The following is a 14,546-nucleotide window of genomic DNA, read 5'->3' as shown; positions in this document are numbered from 1 at the left end:
TCAACCGGCGTGGGCTTGCCCGGTCGCCGGGACATCGGTTTCGCCATCCAGCACGCGGGCCAGTCGCGGCCGGTCGAGTTCGCCTTCCCAGCGCGCGATCACCAGGGTCGCCACCGCATTGCCGACGAAATTGGTCAACGAGCGGCATTCGGACATGAAGCGGTCGACGCCCAGCAGCAGCGCCATGCCGGCAATGGGGATTTCCGGCACCACCTCCAGCGTCGCCGCCAGGGTGATGAAGCCGCCCCCGGCCACGGCGCCCGCGCCCTTGGAGGTGAGCATGGCCACCGCCAGGATCGCCAATTCATGGCCCATGGTGAGCGGCGTGTTGGTGGCCTGGGCGATGAAGAGCGTCGCCAGGGTCATGTAAATGTTGGTGCCGTCCAGGTTGAACGAATAGCCGGTGGGAACCACCAGCGAGACCACGCCGCGCGAGGCACCGGCCGCCTCCAGCTTGCGCATCAGGCTCGGCAGGGCGCTCTCCGACGACGAGGTGCCGAGGACGATCAACAGGTCCTCGCGGATGTAGCGCAGGAGCTTGAGGATGCTGAAGCCGGCAAGGCGCGCAATGGTGCCCAGTACCAGCAGCACGAAGAGCGTGGCCGTCAGGTAGAAGGTGGCGATCAGTTCCAGCAGGTTGCCGATGGCGGCGAGGCCATAGGCGCCGATGGTGAAGGCCATGGCCCCGAAGGCGCCCACCGGCGCCGCGCGCATGACAATGGCCACGATGGAGAAGACCAGTTCCTCCACCTTTCGGATGGCTTCGAGGATGGGCTCGCCGCGCGGGCCGAGGGCGGAGAGCGCGAAGCCGGTGATGATGGCGACGAACAGAACCTGGAGGATCTCCCCCTTGGCCAGCGCCCCCACCAGGGTGTCGGGGATGATGTTGAGGAAGAAGTCCACCATGGAGGTGTGCTTTGCGGCGGTGGCGAACTGGCCCACCGCGGCAGCATTCAAGGTGGCAGGGTCTACATTGAAGCCGGCGCCGGGCTGAAGCATCTTGCCCACCATGAGGCCGATCACCAGCGCGAAGGTGGACACCACCTCGAAATACAACAGCGCCTTGCCGCCGACCCGCCCCACCCGCTTCACATCGCCCATATTGGCGATGCCCACCACCACCGTGCAGAAGACGACAGGCGCGATGATCATCTTCACCAGCTTGATGAAGCCATCGCCCAGCGGCTTCATGGCCTCGCCAAGATGAGGGAACAGGGTCCCGACCATCACGCCCACGACCACCGCCGCGAGGACTTGGACATAGAGGATCTTGTAAAGCGGACGACGCATCTTGCCCCCACGGCGCGCGGTAAATTCCTGCCACTGCGCGACATTAGAGGGCGCACGTCACGGAAAAACAACGGCTTCCCGGGCCTGCACCTACTTCGCGCGCACCGATGTCCAATCTGACGTTAGGGCACGCCCTTAAAGGGCGCGGCGTACCGGCCCGGGCGCCTCCGGAACGAGAACGGGCGCCGACCTTCCGGCCGGCGCCCGTCTGTCTGATCTGGTCCGCAAGGACGAGGGTCAGGCCGCCGCCTGCTTGGGACGCACCTCGGCCGTATAGGCATCCATCAGCTGATGGGTGATGCCCGACGGCGCGAAATGCCAATCGGCGATCTGGCCCACCGGAGTGACTTCCGCCGCCGTTCCGGTGATGAAGCACTCGCTGAAGTCAGCCAGCTCCTCGGGCTTGATCGCCCGCTCGACCACCTCAAGGCCATGGCGCCGCGCGAGGTCGATCACGGTGCGGCGGGTGATGCCGTCGAGGAAGCAGTCGGGCTTCGGGGTGTGGATGACGCCATCCTTCACGAAGAAGATGTTGGCGCCCGTGCACTCGGCCACCAGGCCCCGATAGTCCAGCATCAAGGCATCGGCGTAGCCGCGACGCTCCGCCTTATGCTTGGAGATGGTGCAGATCATGTAGAGGCCGGACGCCTTCGCCTTGCAGGGAATGGTCGCCGGATCGGGGCGACGGAACTCCGCAAGATCCAGGCGCAGGCCCTTCAGGCGCTGCTCGGGGTCGAAATAGCTCGGCCATTCCCACACCGCGATGGCGAGGTGGATTTTATTGCTCTGAGCGGAGACGCCCATCATCTCGCTGCCGCGCCACGCGACGGGACGCACATAAGCATCCACCAGCCCGTTCTTCTCGAGCGTCTGCTGCTTGGCCGCGCAGATCTCCTCGATGGAATAGGGAATGGTGAAGTCCAGCATCTCGGCGGAGAGACGCAGGCGCTCGGAATGGGCCGCGCTCTTGAAGATGCGGCCGCCATAAGCGCGCTCGCCTTCAAACACGCAGCTGGCATAATGAAGACCGTGGGAGAGTACGTGCACCTTGGCGTCCTGCCAGGGCACCATGGCCCCGTCATACCAGATCCAACCGTCACGTTTGTCGAAAGGCTCTCCACCACTCATGGTCTTCACTCCTATGCGGCCGTTCCTTTAAGACGGCCTTTGCCTCCCTGGCGGCCGCGACTTTGCAGCCATGCCCGGTACGGGTACTTTCCGTCTGAAATATGGTCACAGACGGCAAGAGCGCAATGATCGAACTCCAGAACCTCGGTTCGAGACCGATCCTTTCGCCACCGCGACTGTGTGAGTAATGATCGGATCGAAAAAAGTCAACATGGCTGACATAAATCCTCTCATTGCGCCGCCTCTGGCAGAAGCGCATTCCCCCGCCGCGCCGGCGGAAGGCCCCCCCATGGTGGACCTCATCGAATTGTTTTTCTTTGCGTATCGGGATTTCGTCGCCGATCCCGACGAGGCGCTGGCCCCACTCGGCTTCGGCCGCGCGCACCATCGTGTTCTCCATTTCGTGAACCGGCATCCCGGCATGCGGGTCACCGACCTGCTGGATATCCTGCGCATCACCAAGCAATCGCTGGGCCGGGTGCTGCGCGAACTGGTAGACGAGGGCTTCGTGGACAGCCGGGCTGGCGCGTCCGACCGCCGCCAGCGCCTGCTCTATCCCACCCCCAAGGGCGAGGCCCTGGCCCGAGCCTTCATGGCGGTGCAGAGCCGGCGCATCCACAAGGCGCTGCAGGCCTGCGGGCCGGGCTCGCGGGAGACGGTGCGCCGCTTTCTTGTGGCCATGATCGACCCCGAAGATCGGGCCGAGGTGGAAAACCTGATCCAGAAGGCCGAGCGCGGTCGCTCCGCCTGAGCCATAAGTGCCCTTTCCTCCGATCGCAGACGGCCTGACCATGAGCCCCGAGACCGCCACCGACCTTCCCGCCGCCGCCGTCCCGGACGATGCGCCCCATCTCCTCGTGGTGGACGACGACAGCCGCATCCGCACGCTGTTGTCCCGCTTCCTCACCGGGCACGGCTATCGCATCACCATGGCCGCCTCGGCGGCGGATGCGCGCAGCCGCATGGAGGGGCTGACCTTCGACCTGCTGATCCTCGACGTGATGATGCCCGGCGAGTCGGGTCTGGATCTCGCCCGTGACATCCGCCGCACCAATCCCGTCCCCATCCTCATGCTCACCGCCCGCTCGGACACGCCGGACCGCATCGCTGGCCTTGAAGCGGGGGTGGACGACTATCTGGGCAAGCCGTTCGAGCCGCGCGAATTGCTGCTGCGGGTGGGCTCCATCCTCAAGCGCGCCGCGCCGCCCCCGCCCAAGGCCATCGAGGAAGTGCGCTTCGGTGACTTCGTCTTCCATCTCGGCCGGGGAGAATTGGCCAAGGGCGGCGAGATCGTGCGCATCACCGAGCGCGAACGCGACATGCTGCGCATCCTGGCCGAAGAGCCGGGCGAGACCGTGCCCCGCCTTGCGCTCGCCGGAAACGGGGCGGCCAGCGAGCGGGCGGTGGACGTCCAGGTCAACCGCCTGCGCCGCAAGGTGGAACGCGATCCCGCCAATCCGATCTTTGTGCAGACGGTCCGTGGCGTCGGCTATCGGCTGGTGGTGACCCCATGACCATGATGGCGGCGGGCCGGTCCGGGATGCGGGGCTTCCTGTCGCGGCTCGGGGCGGTGAACAGCCGCTTCGGGGCGTGGTTCAACAGCATCACCCCCAAGGGCCTCTATCCGCGCTCGCTGCTCATCATCGTCATGCCCATGGTGCTGCTGCAATCGGTGGTGGCCTTCGTGTTCATGGAGCGCCACTACAATTCCGTCACCCGCCGCCTCTCCGCCGCCGTCAGCCAGGACATCGCCGCCGTGGTGGCGCTCTATTCCGCCTTCCCCACGGAGAAGGATGCGGCGGTGCTGCGGCGCATCGCCTGGCAGAACTTGCAGCTCACCGTCGACGTGCTGCCGCCCGACCCCCTCCCCGCCCCTAGCGCGCGGCCCTTCTTCTCCATCCTGGACGGCGTGCTCTCGCGCGAGCTGAGCCGGCGGCTGAAGCAGCCTTATTGGATGGATACGGTGGGCCGCTCCGATCTGCTGGAGGTGCGCATCAAGATGCCCAATGCGGTGCTGCGCGTCTTTGCCTCGCGCGGTCTCGCCTATGCCTCCAATTCCCACATCTTCCTCTTGTGGATGGTGGGCACCTCGCTGGTGCTGCTGGCGGTGGCCATCCTGTTCCTGCGCAACCAGATTCGCCCCATCGTGATGCTTGCGGACGCGGCCGAAGCCTTCGGCAAGGGGCGCGATGTGGAGAATTTCCGCCCCCGTGGCGCCCGCGAAGTGCGGCGTGCGGCGGTGGCCTTCCTGGAAATGAAGCGGCGCATCGAGCGGCAGATCGAGCAGCGCACCACCATGCTTGCGGGCGTCTCCCACGACATGCGCACCATCCTCACCCGCTTCCGCCTGGAGCTGGCCTTCCTGCCCGAAGGACCGGAAGTGGACGCCCTGCGCAAGGATGTGGACGAATTGCAGGGCATGCTGGAAGCCTATCTCGCCTTCGCGCGCGGTGACCCCGGCGAGCAGTCGGCGCTCACCGACATGGCCCAGCTCATCGAGGACCTGCGCGCCAATGCGGAGCGGTCCGGCGCGGTGGCACGGGCCAGCTTCCTTGGGCCGCCATTGGTGGAGGTGAAGGCGGATTCGCTGCGCCGCTGCATCGGCAATCTGGTGGGCAATGCGGTGCGCTACGCCAAAAGTCTGGAGATTTCCGGCACCCGCGATGCCCGCTGGCTGATCGTGAACGTGGACGATGACGGCCCCGGCATTCCCGCCGAGAAGCGGGACGAGGTGTTCCGCCCCTTCCTGCGGCTGGACGATGCCCGCAACCAGGATGCGGGCGGCTCGGGCCTGGGCCTGTCCATCGCCCGCGACATCGCCCGCGCCCATGGCGGCGATATCATCCTGTCCGACAGCCCCATGGGGGGCCTTCGCGCCACCTTGCGCCTGCCGGTCTGACACTGGCGCGCGGCGCCTGAGAAAAAATGCAGCCCGGCTGTCGGCGCAGGACCGCGCCGCGCGTTCCTTCGGCATGGCCGGGCCTAAGCCCAGGAGGGGAGCGTTCCATGCAATATGCCATTCTTTGCTACCACCAGGAGGATGTGGTCTGCGCCTGGTCCAAGGAGGAGGACGAGGCCGTGATGGCGCGCCTCGCGGTGGTTCAGGAGGAGCTTGCCCGCGCCGGCAAGCTCGGTCCTGTGGTGCGCCTCCTGCCCACCACCGCCGCCACCACCTTGCGCAAGGACCGCGATCCGCCCCTCGTGCTCGACGGCCCCTTTGCGGAGACCAAGGAGCAACTGCTCGGCTTCTATGTGATTGAGTGCGCGGATCTGGAGGAAGCCCTCGACATTGCCCGGGCGCTGGGCAAGGCCAATCCCGGCGGCTCCTATGAGATCCGGCCCATCGGGCTCTTCTATCCCGGCGGCGCAACGGCGTGAGCGAGCTGGACTTCATCGCCTCCACGCTCGCCGGAGCGCGGCCGCAGGCGGTGGCGGCCCTCCTGCGCTATTTTCGCGACCTGGACCTCGCCGAGGAAGCCTTCCAGGAAGCCTCGCTCCGGGCGCTCTCCCACTGGCCCAAGAACGGCCCGCCGCGCGATCCCGCCGCCTGGCTGATCCTGGTAGGGCGCAATGCGGCGCTTGACCATGTGCGCCGCCGCAGCCGGCAGGCGGAACTGCCGCCCGAGGAAGACGTCTCGGACCTTGACGACGCCGAGGATCGCATGGCCGAGCGGCTTGATGGCGCCGACTATCGCGACGACATCCTGCGGCTGCTCTTCATCTGCTGCCATCCCGACCTGCCCGCCACGCAGCAGATCGCGCTGGCGCTGCGGGTGGTCTGCGGCATGAGCGTGCCACAAATCGCCCGCGCCTTCCTGGTCTCGGAGAGCGCCATGGAACAGCGCATCACGCGCGCCAAGAGCAAGGTGGCGGGAGCCGGCGTGCCCTTCGAGCCGCCCGGCCCGGTGGAGCGGGCGGAGCGCCTCGGGGCGGTGGCGGCCATGGTCTATCTCTTGTTCAACGAGGGCTATTCCGCTGGCCCTTCGGAGAGCGCGGGACGCGGGCCGTTGTGCGACGAGGCGATCCGCCTCGCCCGGCTGCTGCTGCGTCTTTATCCGGCCGAGCCGGAAATCATGGGCCTTGCCGCCCTCATGCTGCTCCAGCACGCCCGCGCCCCCGCGCGTTTCGCCGCCGACGGCGGCACGGTGCTGCTGGAGGACCAGGACCGGGCCTTGTGGAGCCGGCCCATGATCGCGGAGGGGCTGGCCCTCATCGACAAGGCCATGCGCCATTGCGTGCCTGGCGCCTATCAGGTGCAGGCGGCCATCGCCGCCTTGCACGCCCGCGCCGCCACTCCGGCCGAGACCGACTGGCCGCAGATCGCCTTCCTCTATGGGGCCCTGGAGCGCATGCAGCCCTCCCCCATTGTCACGTTGAACCGCGCGGTGGCCGTGTCCAAGGTCTCGGGTGCGCAGGCGGCCCTGGCGCTGATCGAGCCTCTCGCCGGACCCCTATCGGGCTACTTTCATTTCTTCGGAGTGAAAGGTGCCTTCCTGAAACAACTGGGGCGCGCGGCCGAGGCACGGGAGGCATTTGTGCGTGCCATTGCGCTTGCCCGCACCCCGGCCGAGGCCGCCCACATCCGAATGCACCTGGACAACCTCTCCGGCGCGGACAAATCCGACTGATCACGCCAAATCCGCCTTTCGTCGCATAACGGCGCACGAAAGGGGGTTTTTTCTTCTCCAGAAACTGGCAAGCTGCCTAAAGGGGTCTTGGCCAGGGAGGGACGAGGGTGGCGGAGCGCAAGGCGAAGGTCGCCGATCAGAGCGAGGCGGTCGATTATGTGACCGGATCGAACGCACCGGCGGCAAGCGCGAGCACCCTGGAACATGCCCTCGGCGTGCAGGTGCGCTCCATCCGCCGGCAACTGGACCTCACCGTCTCCGACCTTGCGGGCGCGGCCAGCATTTCCGTGGGCATGCTGTCCAAGATCGAGAACGGCCAGATCTCGCCGTCTCTGGCGACGCTGCAATCCATCGCCAAGGCGCTGAACGTCCCCATTACCACGCTGTTCTCCGCCTTCGAGGAGCGGCGCGACTGCTCCTTCGTGCGCGCCCACCAGGGCGTCATCATCGAGCGGCGGGGCACCAAGGTCGGCCACCAATACGAATTGCTCGGCCATGGCCTTGGCGGTGACATCGTGGTGGAGCCCTATCTCATCACCCTGTCGGAAGAGGCGACGCCTTATACGGGCTTCCGTCATGCGGGGGTGGAGTTCCTCTACATGCTGTCGGGCGAGGTCATGTATCGCCATGCCGACCGCACCTATCACCTGCGGCCAGGCGATTCGCTGATGTTCGATTCCGGCGCCGCCCATGGCCCGGAAGAGCTCATCGTGCGGCCGATGACCTACCTGTCCGTCATCGTCTACGCCCGCGACACGCGCTGACGGCTCCGTCCACCATCTTTTCCTGCCAAGAAAATTTTATTCTAGATCGTTGACGGGAGGCGTTGGGCGGCGTACCACTTTGGTCAAGGTTTCTGACCGGCCCGGAGTGCGCCATGTGTGGCATCGTTGGTATCTTCCTGAAGGACCCCAAGCTGGAGCCGGACCTCGGCGCCATGCTCTCTTCCATGCTCTGCGTCATGACGGATCGCGGGCCGGACAGCGCCGGCTTCGCCATCTACGGATCGGGCGAGAAGGACCATGTGAAGCTCTCGCTCCGCGCGGTTGAAGGCTATGATTTCGAGGCGCTGGCCAATTCCATCTCGCTGACGTCCGGCGGCGCGCCCAAGCTGGTGGTGCGCTCCACCCATGCGGTCATCGAGGTGCCCAAGGCCCATGAAAGCGCGGTGCGCGCGGCGCTCGCCGAGCGCCACCCTGAGGTGGCCATCGTCGGTACCGGCTCGCGCATGGAAATTTTCAAGGAAGTGGGCCTGCCCCGCCAAGTGGCGGAGCGCTTCGACCTGCCCCGCATGTCCGGCACCCATGGCATCGGCCACACCCGCATGGCCACCGAGAGCGCGGTGACCACCGCCGGCGCCCACCCCTTCTCCACCGGCGCCGACCAGTGCCTGGTGCACAACGGCTCGCTGTCCAACCACAATGACCTGCGCCGCAATCTGCGCCGCGAGGGCATTTCGTTCGCCACCGAGAATGACAGCGAAGTGGCGGCCGGCTACCTCACCTGGCGCATGCAGCAGGGCAAGTCCCTGGGCGAGGCGCTGGAAGCCGGCCTTGGCGACCTCGACGGCTTCTTCACCTTCGTGGTGGGCACGGAAAGCGGCTTCGGCGTCCTGCGCGACCCCATCGCCTGCAAGCCCGCCGTGATGGCCGAGACTGACCAATATGTCGCCTTCGGCTCCGAATACCGCGCGCTCGTGGATCTGCCGGGCATCTCCAAGGCCCGCGTCTTCGAGCCCGAACCCGCCACCGTCTATTTCTGGGACCGCGCCGCATGAACGCCTTCAATCCCGACGTCACGTTCGACCTCGCAGAGACCCCCCTGCGCGAACTGAACGCCGCGCTCCACAAGGCCACAGGCGAAAGCAACACCCGGCACTGGCGGGTGCTCAACCCCAATGGCCGCCATGCCCTCGCCGCCGGCGTCAAGGCGCCCCTCACCATCGAGGTGGACGGGCATGTGGGCTATTATTGCGCCGGCATGAACCAGCAGGCCAACGTCATCATTCACGGCAATGCCGGGGTGGGCGTGGCCGAGAACATGATGAGCGGCTTCGTCCATGTGCGGGGCGATGCCAGCCAGTCGGCGGGGGCCACCGCCCATGGCGGCATGCTTCGGATCGACGGCAATGCTTCGGCCCGCTGCGGCATTTCCATGAAGGGCATCGACATCATCGTGCAGGGCTCGGTGGGCCATATGAGCGCCTTCATGGGCCAAGCCGGCTCGCTGATCGTGTTCGGCGATGCGGGCGATGCGCTGGGCGACAGCCTCTATGAGGCCAAGCTCTTCGTGCGCGGCTCGGTGAAGAGCCTCGGTGCTGACTGCATCGAGAAGGAGCTGCGCGAGGAGCACAAGCTGCATCTGCACGAGAAGCTCACGGCCGCGGGCCTCGCGGGCACCGTCGATGTGTCCGAGTTCAAGCGCTACGGCTCCGCCCGTCAGCTCTACAATTTCCACATCGACAATGCCGGCGCCTACTGAGCGCCCTCCCCTCTCCCGCCTGCGGGAGAGGACGCCTGCCGCGCCCCGTCAAACGTCTTTTCTCGCGTGAGGATCAGATGACCTCCCACACCAATGTCCCGCGCACCTTGCCGCGCTTCTCGTCCACCTTCGATCCGCACACGCTGGCCGAGATCCGTCGCGCCGCGGCAACCGGCATCTATGACATTCGCGGCGGCGGCACCAAGCGCAAGCTGCCCCATTTCGACGACCTCTTGTTCTTGGGCGCCTCGGTCTCGCGCTATCCGCTGGAAGGCTATCGCGAGAAGTGCGGCACCGACGTGGTGCTCGGCACCCGCTTTGCCAAGAAGCCCATCCATCTGAAGACCCCGGTGACCATTGCCGGCATGAGCTTCGGTGCCCTCTCGGCCCCCGCCAAGGAAGCGCTCGGGCGCGGCGCCTCGGCCATGGGCACCTCCACCACCACGGGCGATGGCGGCATGACGCCGGAAGAGCGCGGCCATTCCTCCACCCTGGTCTACCAGTATCTTCCGTCCCGCTATGGCATGAACCCGGACGACCTGCGCAAGGCCGATGCCATCGAGGTGGTGATCGGCCAGGGTGCCAAGCCCGGCGGCGGCGGCATGCTCCTCGGCCAGAAGATCTCGGATCGCGTCGCCGCCATGCGCACCTTGCCCAAGGGCATCGACCAGCGCTCCGCCTGCCGCCATCCCGACTGGACCGGCCCGGACGACCTCGAAATCAAAATCGAGGAGCTGCGCGAGATCACCGACTGGGAAAAGCCCATCTATGTGAAGGTCGGCGCCTCCCGTCCCTATTACGACATCTCCCTCGCCGTGAAGTCCGGTGCCGACGTGGTGGTGCTGGACGGCATGCAGGGGGGCACGGCTGCCACGCAGGACGTGTTCATCGAGCATGTGGGCATTCCGATCCTCTCCGCCATCCGCCCGGCGGTGCAGGCGCTGCAGGATCTCGGCATGCATCGCAAGGTGCAGCTCATCGTCTCCGGCGGCATCCGCAATGGCGCGGACGTGGCCAAAGCCCTGGCGCTCGGCGCCGACGCAGTGGCCATCGGCACGGCGGCCCTGGTGGCGCTGGGCGACAATGACCCGCAATATGAGGAAGAATACCAGGCACTGGGCACCACGGCGGGGGCCTATGATGACTGGCACGAGGGCCGCGATCCGGCGGGCATCACCACCCAGGATCCCGAACTGTGGTCGCGCCTCGACCCCATCAAGGCCGGCCGTCGCCTCGCCAATTACTTGGGCGTGATGACCCTGGAAGCCCAGACCATCGCCCGCGCCTGCGGCAAGAGCCACCTGCACAATCTGGAGCCGGAGGACCTGGTCTCGCTCACCATCGAGGCCGCCGCTATGGCCGGCGTGCCGCTGGCGGGCACCAACTGGATCCCGGGCCGCACCGGCTTCTGACCTCAGTATCCAGCCGCGCCGGGCACGACCGGCGCGGTTTTGCGTAACGAAAACGAAGACCTTCCAGGGGACAGCACATGACCCGTTCGTTCGACCTGCCGCGCGAAGCCGAAGGCCGCGCCTCCATCGCCGCCTCCGCCGACCTTGAAAAGGTCGCGCAGGAGAAGGGCATCAAATATTTCCTCATCTCCTATGTGGACCTGTTCGGCGGCCTGCGCGCCAAGCTGGTGCCCGCCTCCGCCATCGGCGACATGCAGAAGGCGGGCGCGGGCTTTGCGGGCTTTGCCACCTGGCTCGACATGAGCCCGGCCGATCCCGACCTGTTCGCGGTGCCGGACGCCTCTTCCCTCATCCAGCTGCCCTGGAAGCCGGAAATCGGCTGGCTCGCCTCCGACCTCTATATGGACGGCCAGGAAGTGGCGCAGGCGCCGCGCACGGTGCTGAAGAAGCAGCTCGCGGCTGCCTCCAGCCTCGGCTACGAGATGAAGACCGGCGTCGAGTGCGAATACTTCCTCATCTCCGCCGACGGCACCGCCATCTCGGACGGCTCCGACCGCGCCGAAAAGCCCTGCTACGACCAGTCCGCCTTGATGCGCCGCTACGAGGTCATCAAGGAAATTTGCGATGCCATGCTGACGCTTGGCTGGGGCGCCTACCAGAACGACCATGAGGACGCCAACGGCCAGTTCGAGATGAACTGGAACTATGATGCCGCCCTGCTGACCGCCGACCGGCACGTTTTCTTCAAATTCATGGTCAAGTCCATCGCCGAGAAGCACGGGCTGCGCGCCACCTTCATGCCGAAGCCCTTTATCAATCTGACGGGCTCCGGCTGCCATGTGCATGTCTCGCTCTGGAACAAGGGCAAGAACGCCTTCTCCGATCCCAAAGGCGAGCTGGGGGTTTCTTCGCTCGGCTATAACTTCATCGGCGGCCTCATCCACAATGCAGACGCGCTGTGCGCCATCACCAATCCGACGGTGAATTCCTACAAGCGCATCAACGCCCCGCGCACCATTTCGGGCGCCACCTGGGCGCCCAATACGGTGACCTATACGGGCAATAACCGCACCCACATGATCCGCATCCCCGATGCCGGCCGGTTCGAGTTCCGCCTCGCCGACGGCGCGGCCAACCCCTATCTGCTCCAGGCGGGCGTCCTGGCGTCGGGCCTCGACGGCATCACCAATGCCCGTGATCCCGGCAAGCGCCTCGACATCAACATGTATACGGACGGCCACAAGGTGAAGGGCGCCAAGAAGCTGCCCCTCAACATGCTGGACGCCATGCGTGCGCTGGAGAAGTCCAAGGTGCTGAAGGACAGCCTCGGCGAGAGCTTCGTCGCCGGTTACCTCAAGCTCAAGACCGAGGAATGGAACGCCTATTCCCGCCATCTCACCCAGTGGGAGCGGGACAACACGCTGGACATCTGACCGGCGGCGCGCCTGCCTTCTTTCTCTTCCTCTGCCTTGGGCCCCGGACATCTGTCCGGGGCCTTTTTGTTGGACAGCACCGTTTTCCGCCCGTTCGGCAGGCAGCCGGCCTCTATGACAGATTGTTCTTTGTGCAGATGACGCGACCATTGACGAGCAATCTGCCACATCGCCCTTTTATTGATGCTGCCCCAAAGGCCGTTAAGTAATGGGGCGCGAGCAGGAAATCATCGCGTCCCGAATGACTTAGAGCCACGTCTCCTGTCCCAGGGTCTGCCCCATCGGCATGGCGCTGCGGCTCAGCCCCTCGCGTCACCTCTCTGGCATAAAAGTTGCTCCAGAGTGAAATGCCTGTGATCTGGCCGAGGCCGATGTTCTCGCAAACATCTGGCGCAGGCCCACCGGCTGAGGGCAACGGGTTTGGGGATCAGCATGACAGATCAATTGACAGCCCTGACGACCATATTCACGGAATTCTATTTCTTCCTGACGGTCGTCCTCATGTTCTTCATCCATGTCGGCTTCTGCATGTACGAAGTCGGCGCTGCGCGGGTTAAGAATGTCCAGCACACGCTTTTGAAGAACACGATGGCGATTCCGCTGGTCGGTCTTGCCTTCTTCCTGTTCGGCATGTGGATCTACATCGCCTTCCAGGGCTGGCCGGTGTCGTCCACGGCGCTCAGCTTTGAGACCGGCTTCGAGCCCTGGTCCACGAAGATCGCGCCCAACCTCACGGACCGCATCTCCGGCGTGTTCTGGGCGGCCTTCGCCCTGTTCGGCATGACGGCGGCCTCCATTGTCTCCGGCGCCCTCATTGAGCGCACCAAGACCTCGGGTTTCTTCATCATCGCCGTCTATGTGGGCGCCATTGCGTGGGTCGTCCCCGCCGCCTGGGCCTGGGCCGGCAATGGCTGGATGGCACAGTATCTGGGCTATCATGACCAGTATTGCTCGGCCATCCTCCACTCGGTTGCCGGCTTTGCGACGCTCGGCATTCTCATCCATGTGGGTCCGCGCATCGGGAAGTTCGCCCCCGATGGCACGCCGCGGGAAATCCCTGCGCACAATCCCTGGCTCATCACCATCGGCCTGTTCATGATCTATGTGGGCTTCTGGGGCTTCTATGCCGCCTGCCACATCCCGATCGCGAACGTGGGCACGGAAGCGGCGCCCTATTGGACCGCCACCAACATCTATGGCGTTCCGATCACGCTGTCCGGCGTCACCATGAACTTCCTCATGGCCCTGTTCGGCGGCATGGTCACGGCCTACCTGATCAGCAACGGCAATGCCTACTGGACCTATTCCGGCGGCCTCACCGGGCTGATCAGCGCCTCGTCCGGCAACGACCTTTACCATCCCGTGGTCGCCATGATCATCGCCATCGCCGGCACCATCATGGCCTACAAGCTGCACTATTGGGTGGAGCGGAAGTACAAGATCGACGACGCGGTGGGAGCGGTGGCCGTGCATGGCTATTGCGGCCTGTTCGGCGGCATCGTGGCGGGCTTCGCCCTGTGGGGCTACCCGGCCATCATGCCCTCGGACGGGACGCTCATTGCCCTGTCCGAAGGCGCCGGCTGGTTCGGCCGCAACGCCGAAGGGCTCCCGGTTGTCACCCCCATCGGCAACATCATCGGCTCGCTGGTGTTTGCGCTGGGCTTCGGCCTCATCCCCGGCCTCATCATCGGCAAGCTGCTGAAGATGGCCGGCCTGCTGCGGGTGGCGCCTGCCGTGGAAATCCACGGCCTCGACGGCAAGCACATCCCCGTCACCTACCCCGCCGCCTCCGGCATGGAAGCCGCCTTCGAGGCGATCCAGCGCAAGGAAGCCAAGCTCTGATCCTCACGCCTTAGAGCACAAGGAGACTATCGATCATGAATACCGGTGTGACCTCTCTCGCCAAGGTCTCCGAAATGGCGGAGATCTACCCCTTCCACGGCTTCGAATATCTGTTCGCGGCCTTGGCGGGCGCCTTCTTCGTGGTCTTCATCGTCAGGCAGATCGCCATGGAAAAGGAGATGCACGAGGAAATGCTCGACCATACCTCCGAAGCCCTCCCTGCCCCGGCGGAGTGAGAGCCCCCTCCATCTGAACCGACGGGCGTGGCATCGGTGATGCCGCGCCCGTCGGCGCGTTTGGGGCAAAGGTGCCGCAGAATGGGCGATGCGGCG

General features: G+C 65.6%; 14 protein-coding genes. 12 read left to right on the top strand and 2 right to left on the bottom strand.

What is annotated here, in order from left to right:
• Together J5J86_RS16025 and J5J86_RS16020 are read right to left on the bottom strand one after the other, a co-directional pair.
• The gene (locus tag J5J86_RS16025; protein ID WP_209099726.1) at positions 1-1,290 is read right to left on the bottom strand and encodes a dicarboxylate/amino acid:cation symporter; all 1,290 of its coding nucleotides are present in this window, start codon (positions 1,288-1,290) and stop codon (positions 1-3) included.
• Between the two features lie 237 nt (positions 1,291-1,527).
• The gene (locus J5J86_RS16020) at positions 1,528-2,418 is read right to left on the bottom strand and encodes a branched-chain amino acid aminotransferase (protein ID WP_209099725.1); all 891 of its coding nucleotides are present in this window, start codon (positions 2,416-2,418) and stop codon (positions 1,528-1,530) included.
• Positions 2,419-2,629: 211 nt separating this feature from the next.
• On the opposite strand from J5J86_RS16020, the gene J5J86_RS16015 reads away from it, so the two are divergent.
• From J5J86_RS16015 to J5J86_RS15960, 12 genes are all read left to right on the top strand, one after another.
• Positions 2,630-3,169, top strand: coding sequence for a MarR family winged helix-turn-helix transcriptional regulator (locus J5J86_RS16015; RefSeq protein WP_209099724.1), 540 nt, complete (start codon positions 2,630-2,632; stop codon positions 3,167-3,169).
• 40 nt (positions 3,170-3,209) lie between these two features.
• The gene (locus tag J5J86_RS16010) at positions 3,210-3,932 is read left to right on the top strand and encodes a response regulator (RefSeq protein ID WP_209099723.1); all 723 of its coding nucleotides are present in this window, start codon (positions 3,210-3,212) and stop codon (positions 3,930-3,932) included.
• A complete protein-coding gene (locus J5J86_RS16005; RefSeq protein WP_209099721.1) occupies positions 3,929-5,317 on the top strand; it encodes an ATP-binding protein in 1,389 nt (462 codons plus the stop codon). Before J5J86_RS16010 ends, J5J86_RS16005 begins: the two co-directional genes overlap by 4 nt.
• Before the next feature lie 107 nt (positions 5,318-5,424).
• Positions 5,425-5,796 (top strand): YciI family protein, encoded by a 372-nt coding sequence (locus J5J86_RS16000; RefSeq protein WP_209099719.1) that lies wholly within the window; start codon positions 5,425-5,427, stop codon positions 5,794-5,796.
• Complete coding sequence (locus J5J86_RS15995; RefSeq protein WP_209099717.1) at positions 5,793-7,046, top strand: RNA polymerase sigma factor; 1,254 nt, start codon at positions 5,793-5,795, stop codon at positions 7,044-7,046. Before J5J86_RS16000 ends, J5J86_RS15995 begins: the two co-directional genes overlap by 4 nt.
• A gap of 107 nt (positions 7,047-7,153) precedes the next feature.
• Positions 7,154-7,810, top strand: a complete 657-nt coding sequence (locus tag J5J86_RS15990) for a helix-turn-helix domain-containing protein (RefSeq protein WP_209099715.1) — start codon at positions 7,154-7,156, stop codon at positions 7,808-7,810.
• 113 nt (positions 7,811-7,923) lie between these two features.
• On the top strand, positions 7,924-8,823 hold the full coding sequence (locus J5J86_RS15985; protein WP_209099713.1) for a class II glutamine amidotransferase: 900 nt from the start codon (positions 7,924-7,926) through the stop codon (positions 8,821-8,823).
• Positions 8,820-9,527 (top strand): protein glxC, encoded by a 708-nt coding sequence (locus J5J86_RS15980; RefSeq protein WP_209099711.1) that lies wholly within the window; start codon positions 8,820-8,822, stop codon positions 9,525-9,527. The genes J5J86_RS15985 and J5J86_RS15980 overlap by 4 nt, the downstream gene beginning before the upstream one ends.
• A gap of 77 nt (positions 9,528-9,604) precedes the next feature.
• Positions 9,605-10,939: an FMN-binding glutamate synthase family protein gene (locus J5J86_RS15975; protein WP_209099709.1), complete on the top strand. Its 1,335-nt coding sequence runs from the start codon at positions 9,605-9,607 to the stop codon at positions 10,937-10,939.
• A gap of 77 nt (positions 10,940-11,016) precedes the next feature.
• The gene (gene glnT / locus J5J86_RS15970) at positions 11,017-12,372 is read left to right on the top strand and encodes a type III glutamate--ammonia ligase (RefSeq protein ID WP_209099707.1); all 1,356 of its coding nucleotides are present in this window, start codon (positions 11,017-11,019) and stop codon (positions 12,370-12,372) included.
• 432 nt (positions 12,373-12,804) lie between these two features.
• The gene (locus J5J86_RS15965) at positions 12,805-14,214 is read left to right on the top strand and encodes an ammonium transporter (RefSeq protein ID WP_209099705.1); all 1,410 of its coding nucleotides are present in this window, start codon (positions 12,805-12,807) and stop codon (positions 14,212-14,214) included.
• 35 nt (positions 14,215-14,249) lie between these two features.
• Positions 14,250-14,450: a hypothetical protein gene (locus tag J5J86_RS15960; RefSeq protein ID WP_209099703.1), complete on the top strand. Its 201-nt coding sequence runs from the start codon at positions 14,250-14,252 to the stop codon at positions 14,448-14,450.
• Positions 14,451-14,546 lie beyond the last annotated feature (96 nt).

The organism is Aquabacter sp. L1I39, from assembly GCF_017742835.1.
Taxonomy (GTDB): Bacteria; Pseudomonadota; Alphaproteobacteria; order Rhizobiales; family Xanthobacteraceae; genus L1I39.
Note: the sequence above shows the minus strand (reverse complement) of the source record. Positions and strands in the feature narration are given on the sequence as shown.